At 65.8% G+C, this 19,772-nt stretch carries 16 protein-coding genes; all 16 read left to right on the forward strand.

The features are described 5' to 3' along the window. The first annotated feature begins 236 nt into the window (after positions 1 to 236). Positions 237 to 1,313, forward strand: coding sequence for a GlxA family transcriptional regulator (locus tag ACFE7U_RS12905; protein ID WP_375410134.1), 1,077 nt, complete (start codon positions 237 to 239; stop codon positions 1,311 to 1,313). After that, a complete protein-coding gene (locus tag ACFE7U_RS12910) occupies positions 1,310 to 2,032 on the forward strand; it encodes a DJ-1/PfpI family protein (RefSeq protein WP_375410135.1) in 723 nt (240 codons plus the stop codon). Before ACFE7U_RS12905 ends, ACFE7U_RS12910 begins: the two co-directional genes overlap by 4 nt. Before the next feature lie 64 nt (positions 2,033 to 2,096). After that, positions 2,097 to 2,384, forward strand: coding sequence for a DUF485 domain-containing protein (locus ACFE7U_RS12915; RefSeq protein WP_375410136.1), 288 nt, complete (start codon positions 2,097 to 2,099; stop codon positions 2,382 to 2,384). Beyond that, positions 2,368 to 3,876 carry a sodium/solute symporter gene (locus ACFE7U_RS12920; RefSeq protein ID WP_375410137.1) on the forward strand — a complete coding sequence of 503 codons (1,509 nt, stop codon included), beginning with the start codon at positions 2,368 to 2,370 and terminating at the stop codon, positions 3,874 to 3,876. Before ACFE7U_RS12915 ends, ACFE7U_RS12920 begins: the two co-directional genes overlap by 17 nt. A gap of 39 nt (positions 3,877 to 3,915) precedes the next feature. Beyond that, positions 3,916 to 4,590 carry a dienelactone hydrolase family protein gene (locus ACFE7U_RS12925; protein WP_375410138.1) on the forward strand — a complete coding sequence of 225 codons (675 nt, stop codon included), beginning with the start codon at positions 3,916 to 3,918 and terminating at the stop codon, positions 4,588 to 4,590. A gap of 128 nt (positions 4,591 to 4,718) precedes the next feature. Further along, positions 4,719 to 6,065 (forward strand): L-serine ammonia-lyase, encoded by a 1,347-nt coding sequence (locus ACFE7U_RS12930; RefSeq protein WP_375410139.1) that lies wholly within the window; start codon positions 4,719 to 4,721, stop codon positions 6,063 to 6,065. Positions 6,066 to 6,401: 336 nt separating this feature from the next. Continuing rightward, complete coding sequence (locus ACFE7U_RS12935; protein WP_375410140.1) at positions 6,402 to 8,726, forward strand: methyl-accepting chemotaxis protein; 2,325 nt, start codon at positions 6,402 to 6,404, stop codon at positions 8,724 to 8,726. Continuing rightward, positions 8,719 to 10,200, forward strand: coding sequence for a chemotaxis protein CheW (locus ACFE7U_RS12940; RefSeq protein WP_375410141.1), 1,482 nt, complete (start codon positions 8,719 to 8,721; stop codon positions 10,198 to 10,200). The genes ACFE7U_RS12935 and ACFE7U_RS12940 overlap by 8 nt, the downstream gene beginning before the upstream one ends. Further along, entirely contained in the window at positions 10,197 to 11,294 is a 1,098-nt protein-coding gene (gene cheB / locus ACFE7U_RS12945; protein WP_375410142.1) for a chemotaxis-specific protein-glutamate methyltransferase CheB, read from the forward strand. The genes ACFE7U_RS12940 and cheB overlap by 4 nt, the downstream gene beginning before the upstream one ends. Next, positions 11,294 to 11,911, forward strand: a complete 618-nt coding sequence (locus ACFE7U_RS12950; protein ID WP_375410143.1) for a HEAT repeat domain-containing protein — start codon at positions 11,294 to 11,296, stop codon at positions 11,909 to 11,911. Before cheB ends, ACFE7U_RS12950 begins: the two co-directional genes overlap by 1 nt. Before the next feature lie 7 nt (positions 11,912 to 11,918). Further along, positions 11,919 to 12,779 carry a CheR family methyltransferase gene (locus tag ACFE7U_RS12955; RefSeq protein ID WP_375410149.1) on the forward strand — a complete coding sequence of 287 codons (861 nt, stop codon included), beginning with the start codon at positions 11,919 to 11,921 and terminating at the stop codon, positions 12,777 to 12,779. After that, on the forward strand, positions 12,772 to 13,176 hold the full coding sequence (locus tag ACFE7U_RS12960) for a response regulator (protein ID WP_375410144.1): 405 nt from the start codon (positions 12,772 to 12,774) through the stop codon (positions 13,174 to 13,176). The genes ACFE7U_RS12955 and ACFE7U_RS12960 overlap by 8 nt, the downstream gene beginning before the upstream one ends. Next, the gene (locus ACFE7U_RS12965) at positions 13,173 to 15,467 is read left to right on the forward strand and encodes a chemotaxis protein CheA (protein WP_375410145.1); all 2,295 of its coding nucleotides are present in this window, start codon (positions 13,173 to 13,175) and stop codon (positions 15,465 to 15,467) included. The genes ACFE7U_RS12960 and ACFE7U_RS12965 overlap by 4 nt, the downstream gene beginning before the upstream one ends. A 339-nt stretch (positions 15,468 to 15,806) precedes the next feature. Continuing rightward, positions 15,807 to 16,190, forward strand: coding sequence for a response regulator (locus tag ACFE7U_RS12970; protein ID WP_375410146.1), 384 nt, complete (start codon positions 15,807 to 15,809; stop codon positions 16,188 to 16,190). Beyond that, entirely contained in the window at positions 16,187 to 16,828 is a 642-nt protein-coding gene (locus tag ACFE7U_RS12975) for a chemotaxis protein CheX (RefSeq protein ID WP_375410147.1), read from the forward strand. The genes ACFE7U_RS12970 and ACFE7U_RS12975 overlap by 4 nt, the downstream gene beginning before the upstream one ends. Positions 16,829 to 16,881: 53 nt before the next feature. Further along, positions 16,882 to 19,257, forward strand: coding sequence for a PAS domain-containing protein (locus tag ACFE7U_RS12980; RefSeq protein WP_375410148.1), 2,376 nt, complete (start codon positions 16,882 to 16,884; stop codon positions 19,255 to 19,257). Positions 19,258 to 19,772 lie beyond the last annotated feature (515 nt).

The raw sequence follows: 19,772 nt of genomic DNA on the forward strand, positions 1-19,772 counted from the left end.
TCTGCTTGCGAGGACGGCAAGGTCTGGCCTGTACGACGAGGTTGGGTCGGAATCTGGCAGGCCGCTACACGGCAAAGTTCTTTAAGCAGCGCCAGGAAAGGCGCACGTCTATCTAGCAATGTTGGTCCAATGAAACGCATCAGTTCGCTGAGTGTCTGCCCACAGATCCAAAAATGGCAGAAAACGAGGGAACATTGACATAGCGGGGGGCGCACACGAATGCCAGGATCCCCGTCATGCGCAGACCTCGCAACCCATCCGCATCTTTCTCGACCCGTCGAACGCTGATCCTGGGCGCGGCCCCTAGCCAACTCCTCGATATCGCCGGTCCCGCCGAGATCTTGGCCCAGGCCGGATATCTCAAAGAGCGCGAGAAGGGCGCCGCGGCGACAGAAGGTCGACCGCCTCTTTATACGGTCTCCTGCCTCATCGTTCCTGAGGCCGGCTCACCCGCAACCTCTGCCGGTCTGACCCTCCACTCGACTGTCACCGAGGCAGAGGCGCTCGCCTGGACTGACCTCGACACTCTGATTGTTGTGGGCGGCGAGGGTGCCCGTCGCCGATGTACCGAGACCGCGATCCGGTCCTTAACGCAGCGCTTGGTTGCGAACGCACGCCGGGTCGTCGGCGTTTGCACCGGCGCCTTTATCCTCGCGGAAGCTGACTGCTTGCGCGGGCGAAAGGTCACGACGCACTGGCGCTGGTGCGATGAGCTAAGCCGTCTGCATCCAGATCTCTTGGTCGATCCCGAGCCCATCTACGTTCGCGACGGCGATGTGTGGACCTCGGCCGGCGTGACAGCAGGAATGGATCTGACCCTCGCCCTCGTCGAGGCCGATCACGGGCACGCGCTCGCACTAGCCGTGGCGCGTGAGCTGGTGATGTATCTGCGTCGCCCAGGCGGCCAGAAGCAGTTTAGCGCGGCCCTCTCGGCTCAGACGGGTTTGTCGGTGCGGCTTGCCGACCTCATGGCCTGGATGGGCGAGAACCTGCACCAACCCCTTTCAGTCAATGACTTGGCTGCACGTGCCGGTCTAAGCCCAAGACAGTTCGCGCGTGCCTTCGGGGCTGAGACAGGCGTTACGCCTGCACGGATGCTGGAGCGCCTGCGCGTCGAGAGCGCCCGTCGCATGCTTGAGTCGGATCAAGCCAGTGTCTCTGAGGTAGCCGCGCGCTGCGGCTTCCAGGCCGACGAGACAATGCGACGAGCTTTCCTCCGTCATCTCGGTGTCCCTCCAGGCAACTACCGCAACATGTTCCGCACAAAACGCCCATCCGGTGTCCCCATGCCAGAAAAGGTCTTACACGCATGATCGATCCCAATCGTCATCTTCAGATCGGCTCACTGCTCTTCGAGGGCCTCGACCAGATAGACTTGACAGGTCCCTTCGAGGTCCTGTCTCGCATTCCGAATTCCACCTACAAGATCTACGCCAAGCATCTGGAGCCGATGCGCGACGTCAATGGTCTGCGCCTCATGGCCGATGCCATCCTGAGCGAAGCGCCGAAACTCGATATCCTGCATGTTCCGGGCGGCTACGGCCAGGAAGCCTTGATGGAAGACGAGCAGGTCCTGACGTGGATCCGCGAACAGGCCGACGGTGCACTTTGTGTTTTTCCAGTGTGCACGGGCGCGCTGATCTGCGGTGCTGCCGGTCTCCTCGTAGGCAAGCGAGCGACGAGCCACTGGAGCGCACACCATCTGCTGCACTATTTTGGCGCCATCCCGGTCGACGCGCGTGTGGTCGAGGATGGCAACATGGTGTGCGCGGCTGGCGTCACTGCCGGGATCGACGGCGCCCTTACAGTGGTGGCCCGGCTTCGTGGCGATGAGGTGGCGCAACTCATCCAACTGTACATGGCTTATGCCCCGGAGCCGCCCTTCGACGCCGGCACCCCCGAGCGGGCGCCCGCTTCGGTATTGGCTCAGGCAAGGGCCGTTGCCTCCAAGATCACGGCGCAGCGCGAAGTCACGGCCAAGCGGATCGAAGCTCAGCTTGGCCTAAGTCAATCCAGCGCCGCTGCCGGCTGACGCCTTCACGGCTCAATCACGACTATGCCCGCGCACGAACGCTTGTCGCCGCTGAGGCTTACAAATGACGGATCAGGCCAAACTTTCGCCCCGGCCGAATTTGCCGGACCTTCCGTCTGAAGGGGCGACGGCGCTCGGGTGGTGGCTCTCCGGCGCTGTCGCCTGCGCCTATTTCAGCTTCCTGATCGCCGGGGCCCTTGTCCCCCAGTCGCTTGCGCGCCCAGCCATCGGCAGCATCCCTTGGTCGTTCTTACTCAGCGCCGGCCTCCTCGTCGGCGTCGTGGCGACCATGGGTCTTTACGTCCTGATCGTAAACGCACGGGAGGTTGGCAGTGATGGAAACGCAAAGTAACGCAACAGCCATTAGCCTCTTCGTCGTCGTCGTTGCTGCAACTCTCGCGATTACGTGGTTCACAGCTCGTGGCGTCCGCACACGCAGCAGTTTCTATAATGCCGGCGGAGAACTCTCGGCCTTCCGCAATGGATTGGCTATCGCTGGCGACTATATGTCGGCCGCCGCCTTCCTTGGGGTATCCGGTCTCATCACCACAAACGGCTTCGACGGTATGCTCTACGGCGTCGGCTTCGTAATGGGCTGGCCGATCGTGCTTTTCCTTATCGCGGAACGGCTGCGCCGCCTGGGCAAGTTCAACTTTGCTTGTGCCCTTGCAACCCGGCTCAGTGAGCGACCGGTGAGGATTTTCGCGGCCTGCTCGTCGCTCACGGTCATCGCTTTCTACCTGATCGCGCAAATGGTCGGCGCAGGCCAACTTATCCAACTTCTCTTCGGCTTGGACTATACCTATGCCGTCTTTCTTATCGGCGTGCTGATGACTTGCTACGTCATGTTTGGCGGGATGTTAGCAACGACGTGGATCCAAATCGTCAAGGCGACGCTGCTCCTTGTTTCCGCTGCGTGCCTGACCGTACTAACGCTTGCACGCTTCGGCTTTGATCCCTCAGCGTTGATCGATCGTGCGGTTGCCGTTCACCCGCGCCACGAAGCTATCCTTGCGCCAGTCAGTATCGGCAAGGATACGATTTCCGGCTTATCGCTGGGCATAGCACTGCTTTTAGGAACCGCCGGACTGCCCCATATCCTAATGCGCTTCTTCACTGTGCCGGACGTCCGCGCGGCCCGCGGCTCAGTGTTCTTCGCCTGCATGTTTAACGCAGCGTTCTTTCTGATGGTCTATGTAATCGGCTTTGGTGCTGTCGCCCTTGTTCTTCCCGATCCAGCCTATCAGGTCGCCAGCGGGATGCGCGGCGGCGCGAACATGGCGGCGATCAATCTCAGCTCGGTTGTCGGCGGCGATGCCCTGATGGGTCTGATTTCGGCGGTAGCCTTCGCGACCATTCTGGCAGTTGTCGCCGGCTTAACACTGGCGGGCGCCTCGGCGATCAGCCACGACCTTTACGCAAGGGCATTCGGCGTTTCCGACGAGCACAAGGAACTGCGTGTCAGTCGCTACGCGACCTTAGGCATCGGCGTGCTGGCCATTCTCCTAGGTCTCGGCTTCCGTAATCAGAACGTGGCCTACATGGTTAGCCTCGCCTTCGCGATCGCGGCAAGTGCCAACTTTCCAGTGCTGCTTCTAAGCATGACTTGGCGCGGGTTGACGACGGCTGGTGCCCTCGCTGGAGGTATAGTGGGCTTAGTATCGGCGTTGGGTCTGACGATCCTTGGTCCAGCAATTTGGGTGAAAACTCTGGGCTACGCAGCGCCGATTTTCCCCTACGACCCGCCTGCAATCCTAACCGTGCCGCTGGCCTTCATCACAGCTTGGGGGGTGTCCGTCTGGCAAACGCGTAGCGCACGTTACGCTCTGGCTTCGGCGACCTGAACACTCCGCGCAAACGTCGCTATACCATCAAGGAAGATCATGGGAACGCATATCGAGTTTAGCCAGCCGAACGGCGCTACGTGCCTGGGTTATCTGTCGAACGCTGCGGCGAGCGGTGCGCCAGGCGTGGTGGTGATCCAAGAATGGTGGGGGCTTCAAGAACAGATCAAGGGTCTGTGTGACCGCTTCGCCCTGGCTGGCTTCGACGCCCTCGCCCCGGATCTCTACGGCGGCACGGTGGTACCATATCACGACGCTGAAGCGGCCAGCCGAGAGATGGCCTCCCTCGATTTCCTGGAAGCGACCGACCAGAAAGTGCGAGCTGCGGCGCAGTTCTTGGGGAGGAACGGCGCGAAGGTTGGCCTGACCGGATTTTGCCTCGGAGGTGCCGTTACATTGATCGGTTGTGCCAGGATCGCCGAGATCGCCGCGGGAGTCGTTTTCTACGGTATACCACCTGATGAGGTGGCGAGCCCGCGGGACGTGCGAGTTCCGATTCAATGCCACTTCGCGTCCAAAGACGACTGGTGCACACCTGACCTCGTGGACCGCTTTGAAAACGGCTTGAAGGCGGCTGGCAAAACGTTCGAACTCTACCGCTATGAGGCCGAGCACGCCTTCGCCAACGAGCAGCGGACGTCTGTGCATGATCGTGCTGCGGCCGAGCTAGCGTGGGGTCGCGCCAAAAATTTCCTGCAAAATTATCTTCGCTGATTAGAGATACACTAGATACAGCAAGTAAGCTATGAGCTTAAATCTGGATAAACTCCTACCTGCATTCTGGCCACATCCTGTCAGAGGCGAGAGCAGCGGACCGGTCGGTGCCGGGTGATAAGGCTGGTATGATCAGCGCCTTCGACCTCTTCAAGATCGGAATCGGCCCGTCGAGCTCGCACACCGTCGGCCCGATGGTGGCGGCGCTCCGATACCGCACCCGGACCATGGGGGTGCCCGGGCTCGCCCGCATCAAGGCCGAGATCTTCGGCTCCCTCGCCTGGACTGGGCGCGGGCACGGTACCGACACGGCGATTTTTCTTGGGCTTCTCGGCCACGATCCCCGCTCCATCGATCCGGATGCGGTCGCCGGCCTCGTCGCGGCACTCGCCGCCGGCAAGCGGCTGGCGCATGGGGGACCGGCCTTCGACCCGGCCACGGACCTCGCCTTCAACTTCACCGACTTGCTGCCGCTGCACACGAACGGTCTGCGCTTCCGTGCCCTCGACGGCGCCGGCGCGATCCTCGACAGTGAGACCTACTACTCAATTGGTGGCGGCTTCGTGGTGACCGAGGCCGAGGCGGCGCCCGGCGCCGATGCGGACTGCCCCCTGCCATACGCCTCCGCGGCCGGCCTCCTCACCCTGTGCTTCCGCGAGGACTGTACGATCGCGCAGGTACAGTTCGCCAACGAGTGCGGCGCGCGTCCTCCCGAGGCGGTGGAGGCCGGCCTCGACGCCATCCGCGAGGCAATGTTCGCCTGCATTGACCGCGGCCTGAGCCAGGACGGCGAACTGCCCGGCGGCCTCAAGGTGCGCCGCCGGGCCAAGCGCCTGCACGACAACCTCACCGCCGGGCGCCTGCGCAACGCCCGTGCCGCCCACGAGATCGTCGATTGGATCAGCCTCTACGCGCTGGCGGTGAACGAGGAGAACGCTTCCGGTGGTCGCGTGGTGACGGCGCCTACCAACGGCGCGGCCGGAATCGTGCCCGCCGTCCTGCGCTACGCCCGCGATTTCTGCCCGGAGTGGTCGAATGCCCGCGCGCGGGAATTCCTGCTCACCGCCGCGGCGGTGGGCGGCCTGATCAAGTCTCGCGCATCGATCTCGGGCGCCGAGGTCGGCTGCCAGGGAGAGGTTGGCTCGGCCGCCGCGATGGCGGCGGCGGGGCTGGCAGCCTTTCTCGGCGGTAGCCCGGCCCAGGTGGAGAACGCCGCCGAGATCGCGATGGAGCACCATCTCGGCATGACCTGCGATCCCATCGGCGGCTTGGTCCAGATCCCTTGCATCGAGCGCAATGCCTTCGGGGCCAACAAGGCGGTGGTGGCCGCGTCCCTGGCTCTGCGCGGCGACGGCATCCACCGCGTCACCCTCGACGAGGTCATAGAAACCATGCGCCAGACCGGCCACGATATGCAGGCCAAGTACAAGGAGACTTCACTCGGCGGCCTGGCGGTCAACGTCGCGGCGTGTTGAGCGCATATCCTTGTTTGTGCCTTCAGGTCAGGTACCGAGCGTCCAGCATCAACCATGGGCCACCTATATGCGAAGTGGACGTAGCTTGGATCAGGCACGGCTCAATGCTTGATCACTGCAAGAACCGCTATGGCGATCCCGGCTGGAACGACGAAAGCTGAGGCCTACAGTGGTTCGACGCCGTGCCCCAGGGCGAGGCGCCGGACCTGGCCGGTTGCAAGACCGTGGATGGCAGGAAGCAGAACCATGAGCCCGCTTCAAAGCTGAGCGACAATCAGAGCCGCGAACGTCAGGAGCTAGACAGATCAGAGAAGACTTTGGGGCCAAACTGCAGCAATGACGAGGAAACGATCTTCCGCTTTCGGGTCAGAAGTGGGTGAGTTTGTACGGCAAGGTTGGGTCGGGACCCGTCCGTCCGTTCTACGACGGCATCGGGTGGTTTTCTGCCGGGCCGCTTACGGAAGTTACAGCCCAGCGAGCCGACATTCGATCGGGCAACGACGATCGACAGCTTCGCGCCCACGTCCGCCGCGCGGAGGGGTGAGTTTAGTGCTCCGAAGCGGATGCGGCGGAGTGCAACTAGGCCCCTTGCAGCACCCACTTTCGCTGGGAGAAGTCGAGCCTGTCCTTGACCGGTACGATGCTCGGCTTAGAAGCCAAGGGCTACTTCTGAACCATCCTCACCCTCGCGTTCGGCAGGAAGGACGGTCGAACCTGGGTGACCCGTCCATGGCGCTGGTGAAGAGGACGCGGCTCGCCGCTCAGGGCGAACCCGTCGAGGCCGTTGCCGCTGGGCCGAACATGACGCCGGTGACCACCATCCCTGCCAGCCGCACGCGCGAGCGGTCCCGCGCCCGACGCCAGAAGGCTGCGGAACGGCTCGCGGCGGCGACCGAGGAACTCGCGGCGGGCGTGACCGAGGCGTCATCGGCAGCCGAGGAACTGCGCAGGTCGATGGAACAGATCGCGTCCGGCGCCGAGGAAGCCGCCGGGGCCGCGCAGGAGTCCCTCGGCGCCATCGCCGGGATCGTCGGACGCCTGGCCGACGCTCGGGAGCGGGCCGATGCCTCGCGTCAGTCGATCACGGCATTCCAGACGCTTCTGGCGGAGACCGGTGTCCACATCACCTCCTCCGTCGCTGCGGTCCAGGCCAATTCCGGACGGCAGTCCGCCTCGGTCGCTCTGATCGAGGAGCTCGACCGTGGGGCGGCGAGCATCGGAGAGATTACCGGCACGGTCGAGCACGTCTCGGATCAGACCAACCTTCTGGCGCTGAACGCCGCCATCGAGGCGGCCCGGGCAGGCGAACACGGTCGTGGCTTCGCCGTGGTCGCCGACGAGGTGCGGGCGCTCGCAGAGATCTCCGAGGCGAGCGCGGCCGAGGTTCGCACGCTGGCGGAGGCGATCCGCGCCGAGGTTCGAGGCGTCGGCGATATCATCCGCGCCGCAGCACTGACGGCGGTCGCAGAAGCCGAGGCTGGCGGGCGCGTGACCGAGAAGCTAGAGGCGGCGCGAACAGACCTCGGCTGGGTCTCGGAAGGCGCGCAGGCCATCCTCGCAGCCGCAGTCGAGGCCGAGATCGCAATCCGGGAGGCGCAGCGCGGCGCCGAGCAGATCGCATCGGCCGCCGAGGAGCAGGCCGCTGCTGCAGGGCAGGCGCAGCAAGCCGTGGCACAACAGGTGCAGTCCCTTGAACAGGGGCAGACGACGGCACTGGCACTGGCCGGCCTCGCAGACGACCTGACGGGCAGCGGCTCGGTCCAGGAGAGGTCAGAGGAGGTCGCCTCGGCCGCCGAGGAACTGTCCGCGACAGTCCAGGAACTGTCCGGGGCGGCAGTCGAGATCCTCGCCGCCATCGACGAGATCAGCCGCGGCACCGGCATCCAAAGTGCCGCCGCTCAACAATCCAGCGCGGCGATGGCCCAGGTCGAGCGCAGCGCCGCGGTGTTCAGCTCGAACGCAACGATTGCCCGTGAGACCGTCGCAGGCATCGGCGCCACCCTGCGGGAGGTGCGCTCGGCGGTCGGTTCCCTCGCCGATGGCGTTGGACGCTCGCTCAAAGAGACCCGCGACTGCCTCACCCGCATTGGCGAGCTCGAAGGCAGCAATCGCCGCATCGAGAAGATCGTCGGCTCCATCGCACTTGTCGCCGTCCAGGTGAACATGCTCGCAGTCAGCGGCGCCATCGAGGCGGCGCGCGCCGGCGAGGGAGGTCGGGGCTTCGCGGTTGTGTCGAACGACATCCGCGCACTGGCCCGCGACGCGGCAGCGAACGCCGACCGCATCCTCGATACCGTGCGCGACATTCAGGACGGTGTCGGCGCAGTCCGGCGTGCGCTGGAACAGGTCGTCGGCGCGTCAGAGACGGAGGCGCAGCGCAACCGGGCCTTGATCGCCACCTTGGCAGACGTCGAGGGGAACGTCGCGCGGCTGGAGGATGGCAACGCAGACGTCCTATCCGGGGCGGATGCCATCGTCATCGCGGCCCGTGAGGGCCTGAAAGGCTCGCAGCAGATTGCTGCCGCGGCGGAGCAGGCCGACCGAGCGTCCAGCGAGGCCGCGACCGCGGCGCGCCAGCAGTCGAAGGGCGCCGAGGACCTTGCAGCCAGCATCGAGGAAATCGCCTCCCTCGCCGACGAGTTGCAGGCCACGGATGCCTGAGGCCGACGTCACGGGCGATAGGCGCTACCTCGTATTCACGCTGGGATCGGACGATTACGCCCTCGACGCGGAAATCGTCCGGGAGCTCCTTCGGCCGCCCGCGCTCACGCGCGTGCCAGGCGCGCCGGCCGCTTTGGCCGGACTCGCCAACCTTCGCGGCGCGGCTCTTCCGGTGCTGGACCTGCGCCGCATCGTGCGCCCCGACCTGGAACCCGCGACGGAGCCGAGCCGGGTCGTCGTCGCGGAGGCAGGTGAACCGGTCGGACTGATGGTCGACCGCATCGTCGCATTCTCGGGGGGCACGGAATCCGTCGAGATGGACGGAACCTCGAAGTCGTGGCGTCTTGCCACCACGGTCGGGTCGGGACGGGCTCGCGTGCTTGATCTCAGAGCCATGGTCGCCGAGGCGTTTCCACGCCGGCGAGCCGGCACTTCGGCTCAGGCTGCGGGCCGGCCTGCAAGCCAAGGTGTTGCCGGGGAAGCCGAAGCGGAACATGTCGCGCTGGTATCCTTCACCGCTGCCGGGCGCTCCTACGCCCTTCCGCTTGAGCGGGTCTCGGAGGTCCTCGCGCTGCCGCCTGACGTCGTGCCGCTGCCGCGTGCCGGCAACGCCGCCCTGGGCGTCGTCGCATTGCGCGGCAGCGTGCTGCCTCTGCTGAGCCTCCCGGCTCTGCTCGGCCTCGCCGCACCCCCACCGAACGCGGATGCGCGCATCGTCGTCGTGCGCCTTGGGGGCACGGAGACCGGGTTGGTCGTCGATGTCCTGGGTCCGATCCTGCGGCTCGCACCAGATGCCATCGATCCGGTGCCATCGTCGTTGAGGCAGGGCGGCACCACCGTCGTCGACGCAATCTGCCGGGTCGACGCGGCCGGTACGCTTGTCTCAGTGCTGTCCGCCGACCGCCTGCTGGAAGGGACGATCGTGACCGCCTTGCCCGAACGCTCCCATGACGCCAAGATCTTGGACGCTCAGGCGGGAGGCTCTACGGAGCAAGTCGTGGTCTTCGACGTCGCGGGCGAGAGCTACGGCGTTGCGGTCGGGGCGGTGCGGGAGGTGCTGCGGGTTCCGGAGATTATGACGCGCCTGCCTCGATCGCCGGACCTCGTCGTGGGTGCCATCAACGTACGAGGCACTGTGCTCGCCGTCGTCGATCAACGCAGACGCTTTGGCCTGCCGCCCGGCGAGGCGGGTCCACGGCGCCGCATCGTCGTGCTCGAAGCCGACGGCAGCGTCGCCGGCCTCCTCGTGGACGGCGTCTCGCGCATCCTGCGCCTTGAAGCTAACGCGATCCGGCCAGCGCCAGATTTCTCCGGGGACGCAGGGAACGGGGTCGACCGGGTCGCAACATTGGATGACGACAGTCTCCTGCCTATCGTGGACGCGTCGGCGCTCCTCGCCGGCACCGAGCGAAGCGTGCATGCGGCAGGCAAGCGGCCGGGAGGGCGTGACGCCGCGCCCGACGCCGCGGCATGATCCGCCTTCTGGTCGTCGACGACTCGGCGCTGATGCGCAAGCTCCTCGGCGGCGTGTTCGCGCAGGAGGGGGATTTCGAGGTCGCCTTCGCTCGGGACGGCGATCAGGCGCTTGCCGAGCATGCGCGCTTCCGCCCGGACGTGATCACCCTCGACGTCAACATGCCGGGCCTCGACGGCCTCGCCTGCCTCGACCGCATCATGCTCGACCGACCCACACCGGTGGTGATGGTGTCGTCTTTGACTGCCGACGGGGCGGAGGTCACGCTCGACGCGCTGGACCGCGGAGCCATTGACTTCGTCGCCAAGCCCGGCGGCGCGATCTCTCTGGAAATCGATAGACTGGGTCCGCTGATCGTGGAGAAGGTCCGTTCGGCCGCCGGCGCCCGCCTTCGTCCCACACTGCGCCTCGCCGAACGCATACGTGCCAAATCCAACGGGTCGGCCGGCTCGGCCACGCGAACGTGGGCCTCCTCGCGAGCGGCCTCGCTTGAAGAGCCGACTGCGCCTTCTAAGGGTCCGGTCGACGGCATCGTACTGGTCGGGACCTCGACAGGTGGGCCGCCGGCATTGGATGCCTTGCTGTCTCGTTTGCCTGCCGACTTCCCTTGGCCGGTCGTAATTGCCCAGCACATGCCCGGTAGCTTCACCGGTCCTCTGGCACGCCGGCTCGACGGCCTGTGCGCCCTGCGGGTGCACGAGGCCTCTCGGCCGATGCCGCTGGCTCCCGGCAATGTCTACGTCGGCAAGGGAGATGCGGACGTGATGCTTGCGCGCCGTCCCTCCGGGCTCGTCGTGCAGCCCGTTCCGGCCCATGCCGATTACCTTTGGCATCCGAGCGTCGACCGCCTCGTCGCCAGCGCCCTCGAACTGGTCGAACCCTCCCGCCTCGTCGGGGTGCTGATGACAGGTATGGGCCGTGACGGCGCGTCGACGATGGCCGCGATGCGGGTGCGAGGGGGCCGCACCATTGCCGAGAGCGAGGAGACGGCGGTGGTTTGGGGCATGCCGGGCGAACTCGTCAGGGCCGGTGGCGCCAGCGTCGTCGCCCCGCTTGAAGCAATCGCCGACGCGCTCCTCGACATGGTGCCTTGATGCCGCTCGTCCGCCGCGATCCTTCTCTCTCGACTGAAGGCGCAACCGCCTTCGAGCCTCGCAGAGACTTGGTCGAGCCGACCCTTGGCGATGCAGCCGCGCGGCTTGCGGCAGCGCAGGCCATGGCAGGGCGTCCTGACGCGGCGGACGGTCTTGGGCTTGCCCTCGAAAGTGAGAAAGACCCTCGTGTTCGCGAGGCCCTTCTTGCCGCGCTGCTCGCCATCTCCGATCCATCGGCTGCCGCCGCGCTGGCCCAGCACCTGCGCTCGGAGGATGCTTGGCTACGCAACGCCTGCATCGAGACGCTCCAGGAAATGCCCCCCGCGGCGGCCTCGGTGCTGCCCGGCCTCCTTGCCGACCCGGACCCCGACGTCCGGCTGCTGGCAACCGAGATTGTGCGGACACAACCGACTGAGGCCGCGAACCACTTTCTGACGGGGTTACTCGATGCTGAGACCAACCCGAACGTCTGCGGCGCGGCAGTAGAGGTACTTGCTGAGGTCGGGACGGCGGACGCTGCACCAGCGCTGCTGGCGGCCCGGGCCCGCTTCGCATCGACGGCTTTCCTGCCCCTAGCCATCGACACCGTGCTTGCCCGTCTCGGCCCGGGGCGTTGAGCGGGTGCTGCAACCTCCATCGCCGGTCACCGACGCCGACTTCGCGCGCTTTTGCGAGTTCCTCTACCGGCGCACCGGCATGCTGTTCACGCCCGCCAAGCGCTACTTCGTTGACCGGCGTCTGGCTGAGCGCATGCAGGCCACCGCGTCCCGCTCGTTCGCGGTCTACCTCGCCCGCCTGCGAGCAGACATGGACGGCGAGGTCGAGAACCTCATCAATGCCTTCACCATTAACGAGACGTACTTCTACCGCGAAGACCACCAGCTCCGCTGCCTGACGTCATCGCTCATGCCGGAGGTCGTCGCCCGTAAAGCTCCGGGATCGACCCTTCGGATCTGGTCGATGCCCTGCTCGACCGGCGAGGAGCCATACTCGGTGGCGCTCTGGCTGCTGGAGAACTGGCCGGAGGTCGACCACTACGACGTCGAGATCGTCGGCTCGGACATCGATACGCGGGCGATCGCCGCCGCCGAGGAGGGCCTGTATGGGGAACGGGCCCTGATGCGGTTAAGCCCGGACCTCGTCGCCCGCTATTTCGAGCGCGAGGAGACGCGGCTAGGCCCGGCCTGGCGCATCCTCGCCGACCTTCGCGGCTCGGTGCGCTTCACCCCCTGCAACCTGATGGACGCGGTAGCGATGGCGACGCAGGGCCGGTTCGACATCGTGTTCTGCCGCAACGTGCTCATCTACTTCGACGACGCCTCCAGGCGCCTCGCTGCGGACAGCATCTACGATGCACTGGTTCCGGGCGGCTTCGTCTGCCTGGGGCACACCGAGAGCATGAGCCGGATCTCCCCGTTGTTCAGGGTCTGCCGTTACGATGACGCCATCGTCTACCGCCGGCCGCGCGAGGGCGAGCATGTCTGAGACCGCAACCCCACCCGTCGATGCCCCGCGCGTGCTCGTCGTCGACGACGCGAGCCTCGTGAGGATGTACTATCGCGGCGCCCTGGAGAAAGCCGGGTTCGTCGTGGACGAGGCGCTCAACGGCATCGAGGGACTGGAGCGCGTGCTGAGCGCCACCTACGACCTTCTCGTCGTGGACGTGAACATGCCGAAGATGGACGGATTCAGCTTCCTTCGCGCTTTGAGGAGCCGCGAGTCCTCAGTCCGCGCGATCCCAGCCCTGATGACCAGCACCGAGGCCGGCAACGGCGACCGGGATGCCGCGCGGTCCGCGGGTGCGAACTTCTACCTCGTGAAGCCTTTGCCGGAGGATGTGCTGGTCGCGCATGCCCGGGCGATGGCCGGACGGCAACCGTGAACGACCTGCTCGAACAATTCCTCGTCGAGACGCGCGAGCTCGTTCAGTCCGCAACGGAGGATCTGCTCGCCCTGGAGGCGGCCCCAGAGGACGCGGAGACGGTGAACCGGGTCTTTCGTGCCTTCCACACGCTGAAGGGTTCCGTTGGGCTGTTCGACTATCCGCCTTGGTTCGCTCTCCTGCATGCCGCCGAGGACAGCCTCTCCGCCGCACGGGCCGGGACCCTCACGGCGGATGCCGCCCTGATCGACCTCTCGCTGGAGACCCTCGACGCGACCGCACGTTGGGCGGACGCGGTCGAGGCGATGGAGCGGTTGCCCGATACGGCTGCCGCCGAGTCTGGCATCTTGGCCCAACGATACCGTTCCCTGCTGTCGCGCGGACCCGAGACCCAGGCCGCGGACACCGCAGCTCTCCCCGGATGGGCGGCCCGCCTCGCCGATACCATGGCCGATGCCGGCTCGAAGCCGCTGACCGCCGTGCGGTACCAGCCCCGCGGCGATTGCTTTTTCGCCGGGGACGACCCGCTCGGACTGGTCCGCAAGATCCCTGGCCTCCTTGCCCTCTCGGTCGGGCCGGTCGCGCCCTGGTCCCCAAGCCAGGAATTCGACGCCTACGCCTGCAACCTTGAAATTACCCTCGTATCGGAAGGGCCGCGCGCGGAGATCGAGAAGGTTTTCCGCCTCGTCGGGGACCAGGTCGCGGTCGTAGACCTGCCGATCGCCGCCGATAGGCGGACCGTCGCTGGCGATGTGAAAGGCGCGGGGGCACCCGTACTGGATCCAATTGTAGCCGCCATCCTCGCGGAACAGATCCGGGTGCTGGCAGCGGTGGGCGACGCGGACACCGACGCGGGCCGGTCCGAAGCCTGTGCAAGGGCGGCGGCGAACGCTTTGCGGTCGGTCGGACGCTCCGACGATGCCGAGCGCTGCGGGCAGGCATTTGAACACGGCGCCGATGCCATCCTGGGAGCAATCGAGACCATCCTGGCCGGCCGGCAGGGCGCGCCTTCCCCAATGGATACCGTGAAGGTTTCCGAAGGAGCAGAGCCGCCCGGCGTGGAAGTCGCCCGCACCCTGCGTGTTGACGCCAGCAGGGTCGACGCGCTCGTCACCCTCGTCGGGGAGCTTGTCGTTGCCCGCAACGCCTTCGGCCATCTCGCCACACGGGTCGAGGCCGGCGAGGAAGGGAGCACGCTCGCCCGGGCGATCCGCGAGGCCGACGCGAACATCGGACGCCTCTCGACGGCTTTGCATAGAAGCGCGGTCTCGTTGCGGCTCACGCCGCTATCGCAGGTTTTTCGCCGCTTCGCGCGACCGGTGCGCGAAGCCGCACGCGGGCTCGGCAAAGAGGTCGTCCTCGACGTTGTGGGAGAGGATACGGAGGCTGACAGGGGCATCGTCGAAAACCTGTTCGAGCCGCTCTTGCACGTCATGCGCAACGCCGTCGACCACGGACTTGAGGATGCGGGGACGAGGCAACGTGGCGGCAAGCCCGGGCCCGGGCGGATCCGCATCGAAGCCGGGCAGGACGGCGAGGGCATCCTCGTGTCGGTCTCCGACGACGGGCGCGGGATTGATCCGGCCTTCATCCGCCGCAGGGTCATCGAGCGTGGTCTGCGCTCGACCGAGGCCGTCGCGGCCATGGACGACGGCGCCGTGACCGACATGATCTTCACCCCGGGCTTCTCGACGGCAGAGAGCGTCGGTGCCCTGTCGGGGCGGGGCGTTGGCATGGACGCGGTTCGCGTGGCGGCGGAACGCATGGGCGGCCGCGTCTCGGTCGAGAGCCGGGTCGGTTTCGGCACCACGATCCGCCTGCACCTTCCCCGCACCATCGCCCTCGCTCGCGTCATGGTGGTTAAAGCGGGTAGGCAATCTTACGGCGTCGCGATGGATGCCATCGTCGAGATCGTTCGCAGGCCTCGGACGGGCATCCATGCCGTCGCCGGTGGGAACGCGATGGTCCAACGTGGCCGAACTATCCCGGTGTTCCAGCTCGTCGAACTCCTTGGCCACACGGACCATCTTTTTAGGGACCCCTCTCTCAGGCCCCCGGAGGCGTTACTCCTGATCGTTGGCGCATCAGGAGAGAACATCGCCGTGGAAATCGATGGCTTCGAGGATCGCATCGACGCCGTAATACGCCCACCTTCGGGCATCGTCGCATCTCTCCCAGGAGTAGCGGGTACGACCCTTCTCGGAGACGGCCGCGTGTTGCTCGTACTCGACCCAGCCTCCATGCTCACCGATGCATTGACGGTTGCCCAAGACGTCTGGGAGGGAAGGTGATGCCCGCGGTTCGCCGAAACGATGCCGGGCCGGGGGGACCCATACGCCTTGAAGGGTTCTGCCCGGTCGAGGATGCAGAGACACTCGTCTCGCTCATACTCGAAAATCCGACCGCGCCGGTGGACTGGACGGCCTGCACCCGCATGCACACTGCGGTGTACCAGGTCCTGCTGCGGCTGCGGCCTAGCGTCCTCGGTACCTGCGGCGACCCGTTCGTCGAACGCTGGCTGCACCCCTCGGCCCAGGATAACGCGATGCCACGGACACTTACAGCTATGCTCCGGGGCGGCCCCGTCGCATAAAGGCCGCTTCCGCGCCCGAGCGAACCAGCACCCCTTCATGCCGACCACCGCCCTTATCGTCGATGACAGCAAGCTCGCCCGCCTCGTCGCGGCCAAGCTCCTGCGCCTAATCAAGCCGGATTGGGAGATCGCCGAGGCGGCCAATGCCGAGGCGGCGATGGCCGTCATGGGCGTGCGTCAGGTCGACGTGGCCCTTCTCGACTTCAACATGCCCGGCAAGGACGGCCTCGAACTGGCCGCCGACCTGCGTGTGGCGAAGCCTGACATGCCCATCGCCGTGGTCTCGGCCAACATCCAGGATGAGATCATCGCCCGCGCCCGCAGCGTCGACGCCACCTTCCTGCCGAAGCCGCTGACCGAAGAGGCGCTCGCAGGCTTCCTATCAGGTGCCGCGCTTAGGTTGCGCAGGGCGGCCTTGTGACGCCAGCCACCGTCGACCTCACCGAACTGCAGCGCGACGCATTCACTGAATTGGTAAACATTGGCGTCAGCAAAGCTGCCGCGAGCCTGCGCAAGATGATTGGCGTCCAGGTGCTCTTGTCGGTTCCGGCCGTCGAGATCGTGTCCCGGGCCCAGGCCGCGCGCATGATCGGCGAGCGGGAAGCGTCCGAGCTCGTCGTCGTTCAGCAGGACTTCACCGGCGCCTTTGCCGGGCGCGCGCTCCTTATCTTCCCGCAGGAAAACGGGCGCGAGCTAGTCCGCGCAGTTGCCGGGGAGGAACTGTCCGCAGAAGAGGTTGCGGAGCTTGAGGACGAGGCGCTCACGGAGACCGGCAACGTCATCCTGAACGGCTGCCTGGCGACGATGGCCAACCTGCTGCAGCGTACTCTGACTATGTCGCTGCCGGAGGTCACGAGGGGCGACGGACCCCGGATTTTTCGGCCCATCGGCGACGATGGGACCGATTCCCTGGTTCTGTTCCTCTACATCAATTTCGCGGTGCGTGAGCGCGACATCCGCGGCTACATCGCTATGTTGATGGACTTGCCCTCCCTGGAGAACCTGAAGGTCCTCATTGACGAGTTTGTCGAGCGTGCCATCGGTGAGACCGGGTCGTGACCGCCGCAGGCGATGATAACGGGCCGACTGCCCTAAGCCACGCGACGGCGGAGATGCGCGGTCGCGCCGGCCCGTTCATCGCTGCCCTGGAGCTCACACGCCAGCCGATGGTGGTGACGGACCCGCGCCTTCCCGATAACCCAATAGTTCTCGCCAACCGCGCCTTCCTGGCACTTACCGGCTACTCGGCCGGTGAAGTGCTCGGGCGCAACTGCCGCTTCCTTCAAGGGCCAGACACCGATCCGGCCGCCGTGGCCCTCGTCCGAAGCGCGGTCGCCGGCCAGAGGGAACTGAAGGTTCAGCTTCTAAACTATCGCAAGGACGGCAAGAGCTTCTGGAACGAGCTCTATCTCAGCCCGGTCTTCGACGAGGCCGGGGAACTCGTAAACTTCTTCGCCTCTCAGGTCGACGTCACGCCCTCTCGTGAGGGAGTGGGCGCCGCGGAGCGCCTGGCCGGCATCGAGCGTCATCTCGCTGACGCCCAGCGGCAACTGAGGATCACCCTCACGGCTGCGGGTGTCGCTGGAACGTGGGACTGGGACATCCCGGGCAAGCGCCTCCACGTCGACGAGCGCTTCGCCCTACTCAACGGCATCGAGCAGGATGTCGGCGGGGTCGGCGTCCCCACGGGCGCCTTCTTCACCCGCGTACACCCCCAGGACCGCTCGCGGGTCCGCCTGGCGGTCGGCGGCATCCTCAACGGTGCCGAGGTGTTCGATCGGGAGTATCGCCTGCAGGCGCCGGACGGCGCGATCCGCTGGGTCCATGCTCGCGGCCGCTGCGCCTACGGCGCCGATGGTGTCCCGACGCGGTTCACCGGCGCACTGGTCGAGATCACCGAGCAGAAGCGCGTCGAGGAGCGGCTGCGCATCGCCCAGACCGCGGGGCGGATCGGAACGTTCGAGTACGTGCCGGGGTTCGCCACCGTCGAGGTCTCCCCTCAGTTCTGCAACCTACTGGGCATCGTGCCGGCCGAGACGCTGGCCGTCAGCTCGGTCAACGCTCTGATCGCGGAAGGGGGCACCCTTCTCGATCCTGGCGTTCGCGATGCCGGCGAGCTTCCCTACGCCGAGATGCGTGTCCGGATGGCGGATAACGGTGACATACGCTGGCTCGCCCGACGTGGTGAAGCGGTGCGCGAGGACGCCTCGGCTGAGTTGCGGCACGTCGGAGTGATCTACGACGTCACCGCCACCAAGGCCTCCGAGGTCGCCTTGCGGGAGATGAACGATACGCTTGAGACCCGCGTCTGCGAGGCCATCGCTGAACGCGAGCAGGCCGAGGAGCAGCTGCGCCAGTCTCAGAAGATGGAGGCGGTCGGGCAACTCACCGGCGGCATCGCGCACGATTTCAACAACCTGCTGACCGGCATCGTCGGATCGCTCGACCTGATGCAGACCCGCATTAACGAGGGGCGGATCGAGAACCTGACCCGGTACGCCAACCTCGCTATGGCCTCGGCGCAACGAGCGGCAGCGCTCACCCATCGCCTGCTTGCCTTCTCGCGCCAGCAACCCCTTGAAGCGAAGGCCGTCGACGTGAACCGGCTGGTGGGCTCGATGGACGACCTGCTGCGCCGTACCCTGGGTGAACGCGTTCGCCTGGAAGTCGTCGTATCCGGCGGTCTATGGCTAACGCTGTGCGACCCGAACCAACTGGAGAACGCCATTCTCAACCTCGCCATCAACGCGCGCGACGCGATGCCGGACGGGGGCAGGTTGATTATCGAGACAGCGAACAGCTTCCTGGACGACGCCTACGTAGCGCGTGAGATCGGGGTGCGAGCTGGCCAGTACGTCTGCGTGTGCGTCACCGACACCGGCACCGGCATGCCGCCGGACGTTATCGCGAAGGCGTTCGATCCATTCTTCACGACGAAGCCCATCGGCCAGGGCACGGGCCTTGGCCTCAGCATGATCTACGGTTTCGCCAAGCAGTCCGAGGGTACCGTCAAAATATATTCCGAGAGCGGCAAGGGCACCTCGGTGAAGCTCTACCTGCCTCGCTACTACGGCGAGTACGAGGAGCCTGGTACGACCGGACGCGAGTCGCCGCGCGCCGAACACGGCGAGACGGTACTCGTGGTCGAAGACGACGACACCGTGCGTACCCTGGTCGTCGAGGTGCTGAGCGAGCTCGGATATGCGACGCGCGAGGCGCCAGACGGACCGTCTGGCCTACGAATTCTTCAGTCTGATGCCCGGATAGATCTCCTTGTCACAGACGTCGGGTTGCCCGGCATTAATGGGCGCCAGCTCGCCGATCAGGCTCGGATCAGCCGGCCTGAACTAAAGGTGCTGTTCATGACCGGTTACGCAGAGAACGCCGCCTTTGGGGCCGGCCACCTCGATCTGGGAATGCAGATGATCACAAAGCCTTTTGCCGTCGAGGGATTGGCGAGCAAGATCCGCTCGATCATCGAGACTTAATAATGACTTGTCGGCCTGCACAGTTGAAACACCCATCATCCCGTTGGCTGGCAGGCACCCGCGCCAAGACTACGGACCGGCATGTCCGCATCGAGCGAGCGCCGTTTAAGCTAGCCTCTATAATGCGATTGGGTTGCGCGTCTTTCGAAGAGTGACGTCCTCTTCAAAACATTTGAAGCCTTAGAACTGACAGTTCGCCAACGGCTACCTTCAGCCCCTTGCCAGACTCCGAGCCAACGTCCGCTTAGGAGCGGAGTGCGGAATGGCTTGGGCGTCTGGTTTGGCTCGGTAGCAGAAGGTCTGCTTCCGTGGGCATGACCTACCTCCGCTGCTGGCGCTTTGCTGCCGGCGCAGCTGCATGACGAACGTCCCCTTACAGGACGGCGTTGACTGGCATCTATGGCATGGTGAGTGGTCACCGGCTGCCCGTCAGGCGCCAAGCCGACCGCGCCAGGAGCCCTCGCATGGAGCTGCAGCAGCGCGCCGAGCGCGCGTTGGACGCCTTAAGCTTCTTT

Origin of the sequence: uncultured Methylobacterium sp. (assembly GCF_964251405.1) — a bacterium.
Classification (GTDB): Bacteria; Pseudomonadota; Alphaproteobacteria; order Rhizobiales; family Beijerinckiaceae; genus Methylobacterium.

Coding starts and splice junctions, on each gene's coding strand:
- ACFE7U_RS12905 (WP_375410134.1), top strand. CDS start 237: ATGCGCAGACCTCGCAACCCATCCGCATCTTTCTCGACCCGTCGAACG.
- ACFE7U_RS12910 (WP_375410135.1), top strand. CDS start 1,310: ATGATCGATCCCAATCGTCATCTTCAGATCGGCTCACTGCTCTTCGAG.
- ACFE7U_RS12915 (WP_375410136.1), top strand. CDS start 2,097: ATGACGGATCAGGCCAAACTTTCGCCCCGGCCGAATTTGCCGGACCTT.
- ACFE7U_RS12920 (WP_375410137.1), top strand. CDS start 2,368: ATGGAAACGCAAAGTAACGCAACAGCCATTAGCCTCTTCGTCGTCGTC.
- ACFE7U_RS12925 (WP_375410138.1), top strand. CDS start 3,916: ATGGGAACGCATATCGAGTTTAGCCAGCCGAACGGCGCTACGTGCCTG.
- ACFE7U_RS12930 (WP_375410139.1), top strand. CDS start 4,719: ATGATCAGCGCCTTCGACCTCTTCAAGATCGGAATCGGCCCGTCGAGC.
- ACFE7U_RS12935 (WP_375410140.1), top strand. CDS start 6,402: ATGACGAGGAAACGATCTTCCGCTTTCGGGTCAGAAGTGGGTGAGTTT.
- ACFE7U_RS12940 (WP_375410141.1), top strand. CDS start 8,719: ATGCCTGAGGCCGACGTCACGGGCGATAGGCGCTACCTCGTATTCACG.
- cheB (WP_375410142.1), top strand. CDS start 10,197: ATGATCCGCCTTCTGGTCGTCGACGACTCGGCGCTGATGCGCAAGCTC.
- ACFE7U_RS12950 (WP_375410143.1), top strand. CDS start 11,294: ATGCCGCTCGTCCGCCGCGATCCTTCTCTCTCGACTGAAGGCGCAACC.
- ACFE7U_RS12960 (WP_375410144.1), top strand. CDS start 12,772: ATGTCTGAGACCGCAACCCCACCCGTCGATGCCCCGCGCGTGCTCGTC.
- ACFE7U_RS12970 (WP_375410146.1), top strand. CDS start 15,807: ATGCCGACCACCGCCCTTATCGTCGATGACAGCAAGCTCGCCCGCCTC.
- ACFE7U_RS12980 (WP_375410148.1), top strand. CDS start 16,882: ATGCGCGGTCGCGCCGGCCCGTTCATCGCTGCCCTGGAGCTCACACGC.